Origin of the sequence: Faecalibacterium sp. 9, from assembly GCF_048320955.1 — a bacterium.
GTDB classification, from domain to species: Bacteria; Bacillota; Clostridia; order Oscillospirales; family Ruminococcaceae; genus Faecalibacterium; species Faecalibacterium wellingii.
On record NZ_JBLWGB010000002.1, the window covers coordinates 603,893 to 619,534 of the forward strand.

The window sequence follows — 15,642 nt, forward strand, 5'->3', positions numbered from 1 at the left end:
GATGCTCCTTTCAGCCGATCTTCATTTTGCGGGTAGGGTCGCGACGGCTGATCTTTGCGCCCCAGAGAGCCAGCGCACAGGCTTCCACCGGCAGGCTGTTGTCCCCGCCAAAGCCGAAGCCGCCCGCGATGGGCCGCTTGACGGCGGTGACAGCGCTTTCGTCCAGCACCGTCTGAGGCTTATACCATGTCAGGGTGCCCTCGCTGATGCTGTTGGTAAAGCCGCTGACGGCGGCAATCACGTCCCTTGCGGCGGGCCGGATCACTGAGTTCTTTGCCCTCCACACATCCTTGATGCGTTCCACCAGCACATCCACGCCGTTGCGGCCGTCAATGACCACGCAGCTGGCCTTGCCGTACCGGTCGTTCAGCCAGTCGGCCAGCCATGTCAGGCCCTGACCGGCAGGGCGCATTTCCAGCAGCGAGACCCGCGCGGGGCCCTCCTTCGGGATCACCGCGCCGCACAGGCACACAGCACTGCCGTCGGCAGAAAACTTGACGCCGTAAGCAGTTTTGCCTTCGGGCTTTTCGTCCTCGCTGGCGCAGGCTTCCCACGCGGTGCGGTCGATAGCGTAATCCAGATGCTCCGTGATCTCCGGGCTCCACCAGCCCAGCCGCTCCCGGGCGAAGGTGTCCGGGTCCAGCTGTTCGGCTTCGCCCTCGATGGTGGAGAACTGGATGCGCCGACCAAGGGCCGGGTTTGCTGCGGCCCAGCGTTCCGGATCCTTCACGTCGCCGATCTCCGACACCGAGAACTCGAACCATGCGGCCTTTTTCGCTTCGCCGTCCAGCGCACGCTTGCGCAGGGCGCGGAACACAGTGCCCACGGCGTCGGGGCCGGGCGGCGTGCCCACGTAGATGGTCTGCGGGTTCAGGCTGGCGGAAATGGCGGGCAGGAAAGAACCCTGCGCGGTCTCGTCCAGCTCCTGTGCCTCGTCAAAGATCAGCAGGTCGCCGTGCTGGCCGCGTCCGCCGTTGCGGGTGCGAGCCAGAAACTTGATGCGGGCACCGCTTTTCAGGATGATCTGCTCCCGGCCCAGCGCCGTTTTGATCTCGGCCACATGACGGCGCAGCTTCGGGCTTTCAAAAAAGGCCCGCATTTCCTCAAAAGTCTCGGTGGCGGTCTTCTGCAGGTGGGCGGTGTAAATGACCGTCTCATTGAACAGCAGCATCCCAGCCTCGGAACGTCCCTGCACCAGCAGGCTTTTGCCGTTCTGGCGGGGGACACTGCCGCCTGCCGTAGGCGCTGCCCATTTGCCGGACACTGTGCGGCTCATCCAGTCGTCCAGAATGTCGCTCTGCCACGGATCCAGCACCGTGCCGCCTGCCCGCAGGATGCGCACGGCGTCCGCCCCGTCAGTCGCCGGATACTCCGGTGCGATATGTGCGGACGGCTCCTGACTTCCCATCATGCTCTCGCTGTGCGAGGATCGCGCCGATCTCGTCCGTGTCATCCTTTGCTCCTTCGATCTCTTCAATTTCCCGGATGGTCTCCCGGTATTGTTTGGTCAGCTGCGGCAGGGCCCGGCAGTCCTTGCAGGCATCAATGCCGGTTGCCAGCACCTTTGCCAGCTGCTTCAGCTGTTCCAGCCGGGTGCCTCGGGCCGTGATGCTTTTCATGGTCGCCATAGGCCAGAAACACCCCCTTCAAATTTTCCCTGTGTGTAAATCGGCGCTGACGGCACTGGGGGTCGCCGAGGGCACGGGAGGGGGCCCCTCCCCACCCTCACCAACTGCCGTCTGAAACGTGCGGAATCCGCACGATTTTAGCCTGTTTTGGGCCATTTTCGGCGGTTTTATTGCCTTTCTGTGCATTGCAGAACCAGTGTGCGGCCTGTAGGTTCGACCAATCTTCTGCAGCGGCCCGCGCGGACGGGTAGCCGAACTGTCTCCACTTGGATACAGGTTTGATCTCGTCCACCACAAAGGACAAAGGATGCTGTGCGTCCGAAGGCTCATCGTAATGAATCGGCCCGAAACGTCCGTGACAGATGCCGCATTCGCAGCCCATTGCACGCAGCCGCGCACGGTGCTTGCGCCGCAGCTGGCCGTTGGCATAGCGCGGATTGCCCATGCTGCTGCACCTCCTGCTGATTGTAAAAGGAAAGCCCGCACAGATTTGTGCAGGCCGGATACTCCCCGCGTCTCTCCGGTATGGCCCGGGGCCTTTTCAGGGGTGGGGTGTTTGCGGAAGGGGGCAGGGTATAAAAAGCCCCCGGGGTGCTTTGCAGGCCCGGGGGTATCAAAAAAGCCGCCCATTTGGACGGCAGGATATTCGCGGTCAGTGCGCAGCTGCCCGCAGCGGCAGCTTGCTGGGCAGGATGGAATGGAACCCGCTTGGCTGTATGCTGCCACGCACTGAGGATGATGCTACAATGACCTATATTTATCCAATGACCCCGCCGGGGTGCAGACCCTGACAGTGCCGCGGATAACAAAATAAGAATTGCTCGGCTGGTGCATTCAGGCTGTTGGTCGGGAAAGGTGATCCTCTGTGTCAGCCGGGCAATACAAAAGCCGCAGGGTGTTGGATGTTGTCCAGCTCCTTGCGGCTTTCGCAGTCTAATAATATCACAGGTCAAACAGTGCAAAACAGTGCGTCTTTCATCAAAAACAGTGCAAAACAGTGCGCTTTGCTTCAAAAACAGTGCGTTTACTGACACTCCGGGATATCGAGAGCCTTCACAGCACGCTTGTGCCGCCGGTATACGCGGCTTACATCCATGCCTATCTTGACGGCGATCTGCTCCCACTTCTTGCCGCCGATGTATCGCAGGTACAGGATCTCGTAATCCTGTATGTCCACGGTCTGGTTCATGACGCTCAGGATCTCCTTGCAGATCCTCTGGCACTCCATCACCTGCGCGTTGGCTGCCTGCATAGCATCCGCAATGCGTTCTACAGAGCGGGGTAACGCCTGACCGTCACCAGCGCCGCCGGGAACAGAGGAGAGCACCTGCGTGATATGCTCCGCGTCTGTACGGTACCGCTCTACCTCTTCCAGCTTGATCTTTTCCAGCTTTGCGGCCTTGCGGTACCGCCGCAACCATTCCTTTTTTTCTTCATAGGTCATCGGGCTGCATCCTCCCTTTATCAACGGCGAAAATGTTCCTCATAAAATTCCGCTGCCAACTCGGCCAGCAGAAAGGTCACACTGCCAGCAAAACCGACTGCAACGGCCCACGCTATCACAACAAGAGCCATATATCCAGCTCTCTCCAGCATTTTACTCACCTCCGTACATCTTAGAGCCACAGCAGGGGCAATAATTCCACATATCGTCCGGCGGCTCATAATCCCAATCGTTAGATATTTCGCAGGCACAATATGAGCACTGGAACCGGGTGGCCATAACCGGGTCATCGCTATCTATCGGCCTCCATATAGCCCGCCGGGGCAGTATAATAGTCGTTGTGGGCGTACTGTCAACGCACTTCCCAATGTCCATCAGCGTGCGGATCCTGCCGCGGAGAGCAGCGTTGAAAATCGTATTTTTCACTTCCTTGGGATCAACCAGCTTAACCTTGTCCATCTTTACCCTCCTGCAGCCGCAGCACTCCATCTGGCTTTTTAGGCAGCGGCATCCAGACCGGAAGGCAATCCGGGAAAGCTGCCACCATGTTCCACGGCCAATTCGTCGTTTTCATGTCGCCGGGGTTTATGTTGATGCTCAGAACGCAGCCGTCCTCGTTTGCGTCCTCTGCTTTGGGAGGATCTTCTGCCGTTTTATGCCACTGCAGCTGCAGACTATCCGGGTCAATGGGAGGGCAGCTTTCAATAACTTTCCTCACGGCTTTGAAAAGCTCCTGCTTTTTGTAAGCCATACTAATCTGCCGGTTTCCTTCTGCCGCAGCCATGGCAAGGTTCCATTCGCTATAACGCTTGTCTGCATTCTCAATGGCTGCATTGGCATCGATCAATCTCACATCATCCATTTTCGTTTATCTCCTGTTTACCACCCCGCCGGGCCATCCTCATGGTCTGCGGGTATAAAATCATCCTCGTTGTAATTTTCGGACGGATCAGGCGCGGGCTGCCACTCATGATACTGAGGCTGCCACCACATGGGCACCCGGCCTGTTTCGCCCTCTCGGTTTTTGCTCACCCGCAGACTGACCTCAAAATAATCATTCGGCCCCTGCAGGCGGCGCTCTCCTGTAACCTCGCTCTCGATGAACACAACGGCATCCGCGTCCTGCTCAATGGTGCCAGAGCCGCGCAGATCTCCCAGCGCTGCCTTTTTGGCTCCACCGTTCCGGTCGGTGCTGCGGTTCAGCTGCACCAGTTCCACGATGGTGATGCCGGTTTCCATGGCCAGCTCTTTCAGCTGACGGGTCACGTCTGCCAGCCGCTCATACTCCTTGCGGCCCGGCTGAGTGTCCGCAATCAGGCCGATATGGTCGATAAAGACGATCCGGGGCCGGTACTTCATGACGCGGGCGCGGATATCGTCCACGGTCATGCGGGTGCCGTCATCGTAGATCATGCCGGTGTGACCCTTGATAAGGGCAAAAGCGTTGTTCAGGCTCTCCCGCTCCTCCTCGGTGATCTTGCGGTCTCTCAGGCGTGTGCTGTTTATGCGGGTCAGCTTGGACATGGTTCTCATCATCAGCTTGCGCCGATCCTCTTCCATGGTCAGGTAGTAGGTCTGTACGCAGTTGCTCAGGCGCAGGGCCAGAGCCAGAGCGAGGTCTGTTTTACCGTGGCCGGGACGGCCTGCCAGCACAGTGACCATCTTTTCCCCAAACAGTCCCAACTCGTCCAGTTCGCGCCATGCCATTTTGACGCTGGTGTCCGGTTTTTGCAGCCATTGCATGGTTTCATCCCAGACCTCAGAAAAATCTTTGACGTTCGCGTCCACGCTCTCCCGGCGCAGATGATCCTGCACTTTCAGGGCTTCGCTCATGTCCCGGCAGATGCTGTCCGCGTCCGCTGCGCTCAGGGTCACGCTGGTGGCCAGTTCCACCAACAGGCGCTTGCGGTAGTCCTCCATCACAAGTGCCTCATAGTCCTGCACATGGCTGATGGTGGGCACGGTTTCCGCTGCGGCTACGATCAGGGGCCGGAAATCACCGCCCAGCATCCGCTCCAGTATCACAGCATCCACGTTGTGGCCGCTGTCCAGCTGCAGCTTGATAGCTCCAAACAGCTGCCTGTATGGGCCATCCTCAAACATGGCCGGTGTCAGGCGCTCCACGGTGGCCTTGCACGCCGCCGGGTCAAGGATTGCCGCGCCGATCACAGCCAGCTGATGCTGCTGTGCCGTGGTGATCTTGCTGGCACTCATGCGCTCACACCTCCCAGCAGATCCGCAAGGGTCATGTCCTTGGTTATTTTGCGGGGCCTATCCGGCGCAGGCTGGGCATTATGTACTGCCGGGACCTTGTCCACAAAATCCTTGACGGCAAAAACACCCGTCCAGCCGTTTTCGATGCTCTGATTCAGCATTGCAATGGCGTACCCGGTGCGATCCTGAACGCCCGACTCTTCAACCAGACGCTTGATGGACTTGCAGATCTTCTTTGCCACCAGAGGCGTCCACAGCTTTTTCTTGTCCTTCTTGGCCAGCTCACGCCGGTGCTGGTCAAAATCCATCAAAGCGTCATACAGCCCGCCGGGGCCGCCGCGGGAAAACTCGTCAAAGACCTCGGCCACGGTCAGACCGTCCGGCTCCTCTCGCGCCCCTGCGCGGGGTTTATTATTATTAGCTTTCTCTCTAGTATTCTTGGGTTGCATTTTGCAACCGGTCGGAGTTGCATTTTGCAACTGGTCTGGGTTGCATTTTACCACCGGTTGCGTTTTACCACCGGTTGCATTTTGCAACTGGTCAGATGCCGCCGGGCAGGCAGGGGTGGTGTTGGTTGCATACCGGTTGACAATCACGTTGCCCTCTTTCTCCTGCCATTTGCGCAGCAGTCCTTTGTTTTCCAGATTGCGCAGCACGCGAACGGCAGTAGTCTTGTCAACGCTCAGCCACTCCATGACATACTGATAGGAGCCATAAAAGCATGACTGTTCGTCCTGAGAAAAGCCGTAGATCAGGGCATAAGCCAACAGCTCATTGCCTTTCAGGTGCAGATCCGTGACCATCCAATCTTGAATTGTGAGGTAACTTCCTTTTTTCATGGCGATCCATCCTCCAGAGGGTTAAAACGGCAGGTCGTCGTTGTCATCGATCACGGCAAAATCGTCCACGCCGCCGTAATTGGCAGGCGGGTCAGCCTTGGGCCATGCATCAGAGCGCGGTGCGGCCTCGCCGCCATCGTCCACCTTTGCGCTGCTGGTGCCCTTGGAGCCGCCAAAATTGATGTTTTCGGCCACCACGGCAAAGGCGGTGCGGTTGTTGCCGTTCTTGTCCTGATAGTTGCGGGTCTGGATGCGGCCATTTATGGCGATCAGACTGCCCTTGGAAAAATACTTGCACACAAAGTCAGCCTGCTGCCGCCATGCCACGATATCTACAAAATCAGTCTGCCGCTGCTCACCCTGTCGGGCAAAGTTACGATCACAGGCAATGCGGAACTGGCAGACGTTCACGCCCGCCGGGGTGGTGCGGAGTTCAGGGTCAGCCACGAGGCGGCCCATGATAGCTACAACGTTAAGCATTGAGATAGTCCTTTCCAACAGCGGCCATCCACGCAGCGTGTGCGCCGGGGCCGTTCTTTTCTTCATATTTTTTCTGAGCCGTTGCTTTCAGCGCCCAGGCAAGCCCGGCGTCAAAGTGGGCCGAATATCCCGGCTCGTTGTGATGCCGGTGGCAGAGCCAGACCTTTAAACCGTTGCGCTCTGCAAAGGGCCGCAGCGGCCCGTTAAGGATGTGGTGCTCCTCCAGCCCGCGGGTGGTCTTGACGGCGTACCAGCGGCGGCAGATATAGCACTCCTTTTCTGCCTGAATGATGCTTTTGGCCATTATGGTTCCTTCCACTCCTGCCAATAGGCAGTTACCATGGGATCATTCACACCCATCTCAGCGAGGCGGTCAAAGATCCCGTCAATCAGATTTTTCATTTCGCCGGTGGTAAAGGTGCTGGAGCCTTGTGTGCACTTGACCGTGCAGCGGTTGCCGTCCAGTATCTCCACCACATGAACAAGCCGGTAACAGCCGCGCAGGATATCCAGAGCGCCCGCCGGGACTTCCAGATAATCCACCTTGGCCCCGTACTTCTCCAGCATCTCCAGATAGCAGTCCTCCGGGGTCACACCGCCGGTGCGCCCGCCGTTGTAATGGTCTGCCATGATGGTAAGCAGCGCCCACATAAGGCTGTTCTGTGCCGTGCTGCGGGCTTTGTTCACCGGCTCCACCGTCAGGGTGATATGCAGTGGCTGACCGTGTGCCAGCTCATCCAGACGCTGGTAGATCTGTTTCTTCACAAATTCCCCTGCGTTTTCCACTTCCAGCTTGCCGGTCTGTGGATAGTACACCACCGGCAGGCGGCCGATTACTCTGCTTGCCATACCACTTTGCGCTCCCCCTGCAGCAGCTGCACACCGATGATGTGCCCATCCTCAGCCCGCAGCAGCTTGTCCACGGTCAGAGCGCCGTGCAGGCGGTAGCCCACCACCGTGGGCGGGTCGTTGGGGTTCTTTGCCCGCTTGTGCACCGGATCAATAGCAACTTGATCGGCGGCAAAAATCAGGGAAGGCAGCGCCATCACATCAGCACCGGCACCCCAAAGGGCCGCAGCAGCCAGAAAGCTGCCATTTTCCTTCCACTTGTCGGGGTTTGAAATCTGCAACTTGCCCGCCGGGGCAGCTGCATCCTTGATGGCGAAGTTGTTCATCAGCGGGTGATACACGCCCACGCCGCACCAGAGGCGGCCATCTGCGAAGTAGTAGCGTCGCGTCCAGCCCAGCGTGCCAAACGTTTCATCCATCATGCACCAGACAGCAGCGGGGTCAGGCAGCAGCCGGACGCGCACGGCATCTGCGCTACACTCGCAAATAACCACCTGCACCTCTTGCGGGGCTGTCTGGCGGGGTTTGGGGGCAAACAGGGGAAACTGTACCACCTGCGCCGCCGGGCGCTCCTGCGCGCTCTGAATGGGCTTTCTGCGGGTGGTGCTTTTTGCATTACTTTTTGCGGTTGTAGGCATTATGTAAACGCTCTCCTCTCTCGTTGTAGGATCTCGGATCTGCGAGAGGGTGCAGCCAGCCATATTGCAGGGCAGCCTGTGCGGCGGCCCTCTGAGGGGGGGCAGCTCTCCACAGATCATTCATCTCGTCAGCGGTCACACCGCTGGCAACGTGGGTGTGATGGGTGCAGGGCACCATGCAGATCACTGTGCCGTCCTCTGCGGTAGTGTAGACCACGGGAGGCATCAGGCGGCGGATCTCGCACAGCAGCTTTGCCTGTTTTGTCGGTGTCATGGCGCAGGGCCACAGCCAATCCTCGTCAAGCATCCACACCTGTTTCCCGTCCAGTGTGGCCTGCTTTGCGTCGGGCCATGCGTTGGCGTGGATCTTACGCCTGACGGTGGCGGGAGTTTTTCCGTGGATCTCAGCCCACTCCTCAACAGTGACCATCCTTCCCATGGGATCAGCTCCTTTCTTTGCGCTATGCGCTGGCAGTGGCTCTTGTTTTACCTCCTGCCACCATTGGAGGGCGCTGGTTATACCGGACTGATGCTCAAAATCTTGTCATCGCCCTGAATATACCAGCAGTGCATTGAACAATACCACAAAAGCATCTCGCAGACGCAGTGGAAAGATCTGCCGATGTGACGGCCTGCTATTGGCTGCGAGATGTCGGACGAAAGCAGATCAGCAGCAGCGGCATCCTCTACCGGGAGGACGATGGTGCCCGTTGTCGGCTCCTCGTCAAGGTCAAAGTTTTTCTTGTGGTATGTGTAAGTAATGCGGATATCTTTCATCGCGGCCACCTCTCAGCGCTTTCCGTGGCGGCACATCACGACAATGTAAAGCAGATCCAGGCCGAGGATCACATAGATCAGTATTTTCATGGGTACGCCTCCAGACGTGTGATCTCATAGATCGAGTTATACAGGTAGTGCCGCCCGCCCCGCAGGTATTCGAGGCTTTGCAGCAGCATTTCGAGGTGATACAGGGCAGGCGGCGGGTTGCTGCCTTTCAGGTGGTAGTGCAGCCAGTGGATCAGTTCCCCCAGCTGCGGATCAGACAGCCGCAGTACCGTGGATGCCTGAAACTTGCGCCCGCGATCATCCACCGCGTAATAGAGCACGCCTGCGTATTGCAGCCACTCCTGATCTGTGTTATACTCTGGAGTGAGAAGTGTTTCTATTCTCTCTTTGAGCTTGTCCGTGTTGGCGCACGGGCAGGCTCTTTCTTTTTGCCCGGTCATAAGTTGAACAGCTTAGAGAGAAAAGCTGCCTCCTTGCCGGTAAATTCTTCTTTGCGGTCAGCAAGATTCATTTTGTAGCGGGCAATAACGACAGTTTTCATTTCATTGGCAAATATACTTGCTGCATCCTGCAGCTGTGCATCTGTCAAGTCGGAAACGAGACCGTCAACCAATGTTTCGACCATAACCATCATGAGTAACTTGATACGGTCGGATTTTTTACCTTTTCCAGTGAAGCTAATCGCAATGTGATCTCCGATTTCTTCAATGATAATTTTCATGCTGTACCTTCCTTTTCGTTTATGTCCTCCCGCGGGATCTTCTCCACATGGTAGATGTAGCGCCGCCGGGGGTTGTCTTTTTTGTGCTTGGCATGGCAGACAGCCGAAAAAAAGCTGTTTCTGCTGGCATAGCCCATTTGCTGGACGATCATGTCAGCCGTCCCGCTGGCTATGATCTCGTCTGTCTTGGCCGAGTAGACCGTGTACCAGCTGCAAGGTTTAGCCATTGCTGTGCTCTTCTTTCATCAGTGCTATAGGGCCGTCAAGTTCCTCGGCCACAAGGTCGTAAACCTCGGCCCGCGCCTTGCAGCTGGCTTTTACCGGGGCAGCGGAAGCGTCCAGCAGGCTTGCGCTGTTCGTGTTACGCTGGGCCAGCCGCCTGTACTGCCTGTTCAGGCTCTCCGCGTATTCAATCGCCGTCATGCCCATATCATGCACCCCGCCGGGCATCCTGATCCTGGCCATCGGTCACGGTCAGACCGTGGCGCTGCTTCTCTGCGCTGCGTTTGTAGTGCTCACCGGTGGAAAGCAGCCCGCTCACACTCAGCAACAGACCAAAGCCCAGCGCGAACAGCACCCACGGCGCGGCCTTGACGGCCTCAGCCACTTCCCAGCCGCCGTGCATCACAAGCAGGTAGACAATGCCGGCGTTGATCCAGGCACAGATTCGTGCGGCACCAACACCCATCAAAAAGGCAGCACCCCAGATTTTAAGATTCTTTCTCATTATCCTCGTCCTCCTCGTTTACCACTCGGCTTACCAGATCGGCAGCCTTCGTCATTACACGGATCAGCCATGCTTCGGGGTCTGCGCTATTTGCAGCCAGAGCGGCCACCAGCGCAGTGCAAAGGTTTGTTGCGTCTATTCCGATGCAGGTTGTCTCAACCTCCGGGTTCCCATCGTCACCATACTGCACACGCAGGTACGGCTTGACCTTACCGGTCAGACTGCCCTCCTCGCTGGTCGTGATCTTCATGCTGCACCATCCTTTCATGCTCCAAAGCTTACCAGCCTGTTCGACTTGGCCGGATTCTTTTTAGCTCTCTTGGCCTGAATGGCCCACGGTTTGATAAAATAGCCATATATTTCATCAGGCGAAATGTTCAAAAGTTCGCCGATCACAACAATTTCATCCACTGGAAAGGGCGCTTTCCCGTTCAGCCGGTTACTTAACGTTGCCGGGCTATACCCATTCAGCCTGCGGGATATTGCCGCCGCAAGCTCTTTCTGGTTGTATCCTTTGCGCTCCATCAGCTGCTGCAGCTCAATGTAAGGTTTAATCAGCATCGTGCTCTCCCCTTTCGTTTAATCCGGGCTAAAGGTCTGGCACCGGTCATCCTTGCTGTTTTTGAAATCTTCCAGCGCTTTGATCTCCTCCGGGGTGAGGCCGGTGTCCTCGTACTGGCCGAGGCGCTGTACCAGCTCGTCCTTTTTGGCGGTGCTCCAATAGCCGCTCTTGATGCCGCTGCACCGCGGGGCTGTCAGTCTGTCCATGTGCCGTCCTCCATGTCGAGGCTCCAAAACTCTGCAATCGTCTTGCATACCGGTTTTGTAAAGCCGATCAGATCCTCACCTTTGGCAGCTGCCAGCAGCGCGTCACCATTGAGGAGGCAAATGCCGCCGCCCTCCCACAGATCGGATGCCCGGCCATTGTACGGCAGACCGCGCAGCCTGCCCTCCTCGTTGACGATCAGGTCGATGCCGTCCACCGGCTCCCGTGCCCACGTTATGCCCAGACAGCTGGGCGTTACCTCGATAGGGCCGTCCACCAACACCCGCAAAGTGTTCAGCTTGCAGGTGTCGCCATCGTCGCAGGGCACCAGCCTGCACGGCCCATCCGCCGGGATGAAAATAATATACCGTTCCATGATGTATCTCCTTGTTTGATGTGCCTTCTTGCAGTAAAATGATTGCAGGAAGGGATGTGATTTACGTGGATTTTTCTAATATACCTATCAGCAATATGCCTACCAGTGCCCGCCAAGTGGGTGAAATGGCAGCGAAAGAAGAAAAGCGTCGTGCTGAAAAGGCTGAGGCCGATGCGGTGGAACGCAAGCGTCAGAAAAAAGTTGATGATGCGCAGCTTCAGGTCGCCGCCGGCCTACAGAAAATGCGGGAAAAATATGAGGCGGACTTAAAAAGTCAGGCCAAAGAAAACAAGTTCAACCGTAAACTTTCCATAGCATCTTTTGTAGTTGCAGTGATATCGCTTTTCATCTCGTTTTTTAAATGAGCTTTGCCCAGCGTTCCGGTTCCAGCGGTTCGCTGGGCTTTTTGTTTTCCATGGGCTTCACCTCCTTGTGCACACCTCGTTCCTGCGGTATAATGAAAAATACAGGAGGAATAAGACGTGAAATACTTTTTGACTGCTTTTTTTGCAATTCTGGCTTACAGGGCTGTTTTTTGCGCATCCGGCTACGCCAGAGTTGTCTATTATGAGAAGAAATACAGAGCGTACTTAACGGATAAGGGAGAAGTGTTCACTCTTTACGCAGCACCAGTCAAAAAGCTGTTCAAACAAGCTCACATCCCAGCGCCGATGATACCCTTTTGTGAACCTGTCGGATATGGACAAGTCATGACCGCAAATGCATCTGTTTTTGATAACATGGCAAATAAACGGCAAGATACGGTCTGTCATATGATGAATAGCTTTATCCAAGCAAAAGGATACTTCCGAATGAGCTTGTTGGAATGCTTCTCACCGTTGTATTGGATTCAGTTGTTATTTTTTCTTCCAAGTAAGCTGTGTGAGTTTCTTGGTATCTCTGGTGACAGAATCGCAATTAAGATACTTCAAATTATTTACTGGATTTTAACCCCGCTCATCCTCTGCTTCCGAAGCCAGCTCTACGACCTCATCATCCAACTGCTCCAAAAGACGTAAAATGAAGCGGCTCAACCGAATCAGCCCTCTGGCATCTACATTTTCGGCGGATGCCATATTTTTTTGTGCGTCCAACAGATTATTGAGAACTGTGTCTGTGAAAAGTTTGCAACGAGTAGTGGTCATCTCTTGTTCACCTCCTTATATATTCATAGTGCTCTTTTGTCTAGTGTGCTAGACATTTATGCTAAAAAAATATCGCTCACTTTTTTGTCCAAAGCGCCTGCGATTTTGGTCAGAGTCTCCGTGGTGGTTACCGTAATAGTACCATTTTCCAGCCCGATGATGGTTGCACGAGACACATTTGCACGTTTTGCAAGCTCTTCCTGTGTAAAACCTTTTTCTTTGCGTGCTTCTTTGATTTTAAAGGGCATCTGTTGTCACCTCCTCCGTACACACAACAGTCTAGCAGACTAGACAACAAATGTCAAGCAAGTTTGACAAAAGACTTGATTTTTTGTCTAGTAAAATGTATGATGTACTTGACACCATTACAAGAAAGGAAGGTGGTTCAACGTGATTCTGGGCGATTTGATAAAAGAGTACCGCCGAGAACATGGCTACAGTATGGATCAGTTTGCCAAAATGTCCGGGCTGAGCAAGGCATATATATCCATCCTGGAACGAAACGTAAACCCGGTAAACAACAAACCCGTTATTCCATCGCTTGAAACGATCAAAGCGGTGGCACAGGCGATCAACATGGATTTTAACGATGTGATAGCCGTGCTGGACGGAAATCAGCCCGTTTCGCTCAAAGATGAGCCAGAAATCCCCCCGGGCTTTGAGCCGATGCCCAAGATGAAGAAAGTGCCGCTGATCGGAGCCATTGCCTGCGGGGAACCCATCACAGCAGAGCAGAACATTGAAAAAATGGTGGACGTGCCGGAATATATCCGCTGTGATTTTTCCCTTACCTGCCACGGCGACAGCATGGTAGATGCCGGCATCCACGATAAAGATGTGGTGTATATCCGCATCCAGCCGGAGGTTGAAAACGGCGAGATCGCCGCAGTGCGCATTGATGGCGAAGCTACCCTCAAGCGGGTATATTACAACCCAGGCACGCTGACCCTGATGCCTGCAAATCCAGCTTATGCGCCCATGGTCTATACCGGCTCCCAACTGGAAGAGGTGCACATTGAGGGCAAAGCCGTAGGCTGGACTCACTGGGTGGGGTGACTTTGAACTATCGGAACCGTTCCGATAAAAATAAAAAGGAGTGTCGTGTATGAAAAAGAAAATCGCCTCATTATTATTGACATTGGCGCTGGGCCTTGTTTTAACAGTGCCTGCATTTGCTGCGAACTACAGCAAGTGGACCGCTACAGAATTTTCAGGCCAGACAGATTTCGGGTATTTTTACACCTATGCAGGGCAAGATCAATCAACTTATCCTTATCAAGATGCAAATTACAAATGCTTCTCGGTTGTCTCCGCAGATGGACAGCGTTTCTATGCGGCAATTAAAGATGCCCAGTATGAGTATGCCAAAGCTGCGCTCAATAACCAGCAGATTACACTGAAGGGATTGTATCAACAAACCGCAGGTGATGGTTCTCCTATTATTTTAGCCAGTGAGGTTATCACGACAAACGAAAAGGGCGAAAAAGTGAGCACACTGTTTGGCAATGTTGTGTGGGCAGCTATAGACCACGGCAAAACGATTGCAGAAATTTTCAAAAAGTTCTATGAGGTGTACTCGGATCGCATGATTACTGTTGCCGATGACAGTTCCTACCTCATGATCGACACAAACCCCTATAATCAGAAGGGCGGAGACTCAAGGTTGATCGAGGCAGGCCTCGACCATATTGAAACGCTTAATAAGGCACTGGGCTTACCTAACTGGCTCTATGAAGAAATGCTGAAAACTCGCGCTTTGGACGGACGTCAGAAAGAGTCCTTTGATAATGTAACTGTGACTTGGTCTTATCATCCGGATCAAGGCATGGAAGTAATTTACCGTAGCAATCACTGATCATAAAAAAAACACCCCCGGTGCTGCAAACACCGAGGGTGTCTTTGTACAAAAAGGAGGTTTTCTCATGCCGAATCGTGTTGGAACAGCCTCATGGGATGAAAAGCGCCAGCTCTGGCGTATCGATGTCACCAATGAGCAGGGAAAGCGAAAATCTTTCACCTCTGCCAAGCCGGGCCGCACAGGGCAGCGCATTGCCAATGCCAAAGCAGACGAATGGCTCGCGTCTGGCGTTGCTGTCCCCTCTTCCAGAGTAGAAGAGCTCTATGTCCAGTGGATTCAGGACGTAATGCTCACCACCGACAAAAGCAACTATCTGCCCATCCAAAGCCGATGGAAAAATCATGTGCAACCACTAATCGGCCGCAAAAAGGTTTCTTCTCTCACTGAATATGATTTGAAAAATATTGTTGATGTCGCCTATTCCAAAGGGCTCTCCAAAAAGACGTTGACAAGTCTTTGCTATGATCTTAAATCATTTTGCAAGTGGATGCGCCTGAAACGCATTTCCACGCTGCACCCGGAAGATCTCAAACCACCCGCCGGGGCTCGCAATTCTGTCAAGACGATCCTGCAACCGAGCGATGTGCTCAAACTGTTCAACATCGATACCACTCTGCTGCGCGGCCGCACGGTAGCGGATGAATATGTCAATGCCTATCGGTTTCAAGTCGTCACCGGCCTGCGACCCGGTGAGATTATCGGTCTGCGGTGGTGTGACATCCACGAAAGCCGCTGTGATGTACGGCGCAGCATCAATATTTACAAAGAGGAAACGCACGGAAAAAATGAAAACGCCGTTCGTTCTTTTGCTCTGACCGATACAGCAAAGGCAGTCCTCAACGCCCAGCGCGAGCTTACCGGTGACTTTGAAAGCGTGTTTTGCATCAAATCAGAAAGCACCTACCGGCATCGCTGGGCACTCTATTGCAGCTCCAATGGCATCAATCCGTGCACTCCCTATGAGCTGCGGCACACCTTCGTTTCCATGATGAAACGTCTTCCAGAAGGTGAGCTCAAACAACTTGTTGGCCATAGCAAAGACATGGACACCTTTGGCGTATACGGTCACGCATTTGGTTCCGATGCCGAAGATACCGCGCAAGCTGTCAACGGTGTCCTGTTTAAGATTTTGAATCCAGAATCTCGCAAATAGAATGCAATTTTTTCTTTT

At 54.7% G+C, this 15,642-nt stretch carries 30 protein-coding genes and 1 pseudogene; 6 read left to right on the forward strand and 25 right to left on the reverse strand.

Annotated elements, in window-relative coordinates; all coding sequences use genetic code 11:
* Positions 1-10 precede the first annotated feature (10 nt).
* The 24 genes from ACKXF9_RS11670 to ACKXF9_RS11785 all read right to left on the reverse strand — a co-directional run bounded on the left by ACKXF9_RS11670 (position 11) and on the right by ACKXF9_RS11785 (position 11,468).
* Positions 11-1,411 (reverse strand): hypothetical protein, encoded by a 1,401-nt coding sequence (locus tag ACKXF9_RS11670; protein ID WP_418266294.1) that lies wholly within the window; start codon positions 1,409-1,411, stop codon positions 11-13.
* Entirely contained in the window at positions 1,356-1,628 is a 273-nt protein-coding gene (locus tag ACKXF9_RS11675; RefSeq protein ID WP_418266295.1) for a hypothetical protein, read from the reverse strand. The genes ACKXF9_RS11670 and ACKXF9_RS11675 overlap by 56 nt, the downstream gene beginning before the upstream one ends.
* A 97-nt stretch (positions 1,629-1,725) precedes the next feature.
* Positions 1,726-2,073, reverse strand: a complete 348-nt coding sequence (locus ACKXF9_RS11680; protein ID WP_005941833.1) for an HNH endonuclease signature motif containing protein — start codon at positions 2,071-2,073, stop codon at positions 1,726-1,728.
* A gap of 579 nt (positions 2,074-2,652) precedes the next feature.
* Positions 2,653-3,072 carry a sigma factor-like helix-turn-helix DNA-binding protein gene (locus tag ACKXF9_RS11685; protein WP_418266296.1) on the reverse strand — a complete coding sequence of 140 codons (420 nt, stop codon included), beginning with the start codon at positions 3,070-3,072 and terminating at the stop codon, positions 2,653-2,655.
* A gap of 20 nt (positions 3,073-3,092) precedes the next feature.
* On the reverse strand, positions 3,093-3,224 hold the full coding sequence (locus ACKXF9_RS11690) for a hypothetical protein (RefSeq protein ID WP_418266297.1): 132 nt from the start codon (positions 3,222-3,224) through the stop codon (positions 3,093-3,095).
* 1 nt (position 3,225) lies between these two features.
* Complete coding sequence (locus tag ACKXF9_RS11695) at positions 3,226-3,531, reverse strand: hypothetical protein (protein WP_418266298.1); 306 nt, start codon at positions 3,529-3,531, stop codon at positions 3,226-3,228.
* Positions 3,518-3,934, reverse strand: a complete 417-nt coding sequence (locus tag ACKXF9_RS11700; protein WP_418266299.1) for a hypothetical protein — start codon at positions 3,932-3,934, stop codon at positions 3,518-3,520. The genes ACKXF9_RS11695 and ACKXF9_RS11700 overlap by 14 nt, the downstream gene beginning before the upstream one ends.
* A gap of 17 nt (positions 3,935-3,951) precedes the next feature.
* The gene (locus ACKXF9_RS11705; protein WP_418266300.1) at positions 3,952-5,286 is read right to left on the reverse strand and encodes a replicative DNA helicase; all 1,335 of its coding nucleotides are present in this window, start codon (positions 5,284-5,286) and stop codon (positions 3,952-3,954) included.
* On the reverse strand, positions 5,283-6,125 hold the full coding sequence (locus ACKXF9_RS11710; RefSeq protein WP_418266301.1) for a helix-turn-helix domain-containing protein: 843 nt from the start codon (positions 6,123-6,125) through the stop codon (positions 5,283-5,285). Before ACKXF9_RS11710 ends, ACKXF9_RS11705 begins: the two co-directional genes overlap by 4 nt.
* A gap of 21 nt (positions 6,126-6,146) precedes the next feature.
* A complete protein-coding gene (locus ACKXF9_RS11715; protein ID WP_418266302.1) occupies positions 6,147-6,605 on the reverse strand; it encodes a single-stranded DNA-binding protein in 459 nt (152 codons plus the stop codon).
* Positions 6,598-6,909 carry a hypothetical protein gene (locus tag ACKXF9_RS11720; protein ID WP_418266303.1) on the reverse strand — a complete coding sequence of 104 codons (312 nt, stop codon included), beginning with the start codon at positions 6,907-6,909 and terminating at the stop codon, positions 6,598-6,600. The genes ACKXF9_RS11715 and ACKXF9_RS11720 overlap by 8 nt, the downstream gene beginning before the upstream one ends.
* On the reverse strand, positions 6,909-7,454 hold the full coding sequence (locus ACKXF9_RS11725; protein ID WP_418266304.1) for a hypothetical protein: 546 nt from the start codon (positions 7,452-7,454) through the stop codon (positions 6,909-6,911). The genes ACKXF9_RS11720 and ACKXF9_RS11725 overlap by 1 nt, the downstream gene beginning before the upstream one ends.
* Entirely contained in the window at positions 7,439-8,092 is a 654-nt protein-coding gene (locus ACKXF9_RS11730) for a hypothetical protein (RefSeq protein WP_418266305.1), read from the reverse strand. The genes ACKXF9_RS11725 and ACKXF9_RS11730 overlap by 16 nt, the downstream gene beginning before the upstream one ends.
* Positions 8,070-8,531 (reverse strand): hypothetical protein, encoded by a 462-nt coding sequence (locus tag ACKXF9_RS11735; RefSeq protein WP_418266306.1) that lies wholly within the window; start codon positions 8,529-8,531, stop codon positions 8,070-8,072. The genes ACKXF9_RS11730 and ACKXF9_RS11735 overlap by 23 nt, the downstream gene beginning before the upstream one ends.
* Positions 8,532-8,608: 77 nt before the next feature.
* A complete protein-coding gene (locus tag ACKXF9_RS11740) occupies positions 8,609-8,869 on the reverse strand; it encodes a hypothetical protein (protein ID WP_418266307.1) in 261 nt (86 codons plus the stop codon).
* Between the two features lie 86 nt (positions 8,870-8,955).
* Complete coding sequence (locus ACKXF9_RS11745) at positions 8,956-9,318, reverse strand: hypothetical protein (RefSeq protein ID WP_418266308.1); 363 nt, start codon at positions 9,316-9,318, stop codon at positions 8,956-8,958.
* Positions 9,315-9,599, reverse strand: a complete 285-nt coding sequence (locus tag ACKXF9_RS11750; RefSeq protein WP_418266309.1) for a hypothetical protein — start codon at positions 9,597-9,599, stop codon at positions 9,315-9,317. The genes ACKXF9_RS11745 and ACKXF9_RS11750 overlap by 4 nt, the downstream gene beginning before the upstream one ends.
* Positions 9,596-9,826 carry a hypothetical protein gene (locus tag ACKXF9_RS11755; protein ID WP_418266310.1) on the reverse strand — a complete coding sequence of 77 codons (231 nt, stop codon included), beginning with the start codon at positions 9,824-9,826 and terminating at the stop codon, positions 9,596-9,598. Before ACKXF9_RS11755 ends, ACKXF9_RS11750 begins: the two co-directional genes overlap by 4 nt.
* Positions 9,819-10,022 carry a hypothetical protein gene (locus ACKXF9_RS11760; protein ID WP_418266311.1) on the reverse strand — a complete coding sequence of 68 codons (204 nt, stop codon included), beginning with the start codon at positions 10,020-10,022 and terminating at the stop codon, positions 9,819-9,821. The genes ACKXF9_RS11755 and ACKXF9_RS11760 overlap by 8 nt, the downstream gene beginning before the upstream one ends.
* A gap of 7 nt (positions 10,023-10,029) precedes the next feature.
* Positions 10,030-10,326 (reverse strand): hypothetical protein, encoded by a 297-nt coding sequence (locus ACKXF9_RS11765; protein ID WP_418266312.1) that lies wholly within the window; start codon positions 10,324-10,326, stop codon positions 10,030-10,032.
* A complete protein-coding gene (locus ACKXF9_RS11770; protein ID WP_418266313.1) occupies positions 10,310-10,576 on the reverse strand; it encodes a hypothetical protein in 267 nt (88 codons plus the stop codon). Before ACKXF9_RS11770 ends, ACKXF9_RS11765 begins: the two co-directional genes overlap by 17 nt.
* Before the next feature lie 14 nt (positions 10,577-10,590).
* Positions 10,591-10,887, reverse strand: a complete 297-nt coding sequence (locus ACKXF9_RS11775; RefSeq protein ID WP_418266314.1) for a helix-turn-helix domain-containing protein — start codon at positions 10,885-10,887, stop codon at positions 10,591-10,593.
* A gap of 18 nt (positions 10,888-10,905) precedes the next feature.
* Positions 10,906-11,094, reverse strand: coding sequence for a hypothetical protein (locus ACKXF9_RS11780; protein ID WP_418266315.1), 189 nt, complete (start codon positions 11,092-11,094; stop codon positions 10,906-10,908).
* Complete coding sequence (locus tag ACKXF9_RS11785) at positions 11,082-11,468, reverse strand: DUF3846 domain-containing protein (protein WP_418266316.1); 387 nt, start codon at positions 11,466-11,468, stop codon at positions 11,082-11,084. Before ACKXF9_RS11785 ends, ACKXF9_RS11780 begins: the two co-directional genes overlap by 13 nt.
* Positions 11,469-11,524: 56 nt before the next feature.
* Between ACKXF9_RS11785 and ACKXF9_RS11790 the strand changes: the two genes are divergently transcribed.
* Together ACKXF9_RS11790 and ACKXF9_RS11795 are read left to right on the forward strand one after the other, a co-directional pair.
* A complete protein-coding gene (locus tag ACKXF9_RS11790) occupies positions 11,525-11,833 on the forward strand; it encodes a hypothetical protein (protein WP_418266317.1) in 309 nt (102 codons plus the stop codon).
* A gap of 117 nt (positions 11,834-11,950) precedes the next feature.
* Positions 11,951-12,487 carry a hypothetical protein gene (locus tag ACKXF9_RS11795; protein WP_418266318.1) on the forward strand — a complete coding sequence of 179 codons (537 nt, stop codon included), beginning with the start codon at positions 11,951-11,953 and terminating at the stop codon, positions 12,485-12,487.
* A 182-nt stretch (positions 12,488-12,669) separates the two neighbouring features.
* Here the strand turns inward: ACKXF9_RS11795 and ACKXF9_RS11800 are convergent, their stop codons facing one another.
* Positions 12,670-12,861: a helix-turn-helix transcriptional regulator gene (locus ACKXF9_RS11800; protein WP_418266319.1), complete on the reverse strand. Its 192-nt coding sequence runs from the start codon at positions 12,859-12,861 to the stop codon at positions 12,670-12,672.
* A gap of 142 nt (positions 12,862-13,003) precedes the next feature.
* Between ACKXF9_RS11800 and ACKXF9_RS11805 the strand changes: the two are divergent.
* The 4 genes and pseudogenes from ACKXF9_RS11805 to ACKXF9_RS11820 all read left to right on the forward strand — a co-directional run.
* Positions 13,004-13,186, forward strand: a pseudogene (locus ACKXF9_RS11805) (helix-turn-helix domain-containing protein); the annotation flags it as partial.
* A 3-nt stretch (positions 13,187-13,189) separates the two neighbouring features.
* On the forward strand, positions 13,190-13,669 hold the full coding sequence (locus tag ACKXF9_RS11810; RefSeq protein ID WP_418266380.1) for a LexA family protein: 480 nt from the start codon (positions 13,190-13,192) through the stop codon (positions 13,667-13,669).
* A gap of 49 nt (positions 13,670-13,718) precedes the next feature.
* Positions 13,719-14,468, forward strand: a complete 750-nt coding sequence (locus tag ACKXF9_RS11815; RefSeq protein WP_418266320.1) for a hypothetical protein — start codon at positions 13,719-13,721, stop codon at positions 14,466-14,468.
* A 67-nt stretch (positions 14,469-14,535) separates the two neighbouring features.
* On the forward strand, positions 14,536-15,624 hold the full coding sequence (locus ACKXF9_RS11820; RefSeq protein ID WP_418266321.1) for a tyrosine-type recombinase/integrase: 1,089 nt from the start codon (positions 14,536-14,538) through the stop codon (positions 15,622-15,624).
* Positions 15,625-15,642: the final 18 nt, after the last annotated feature.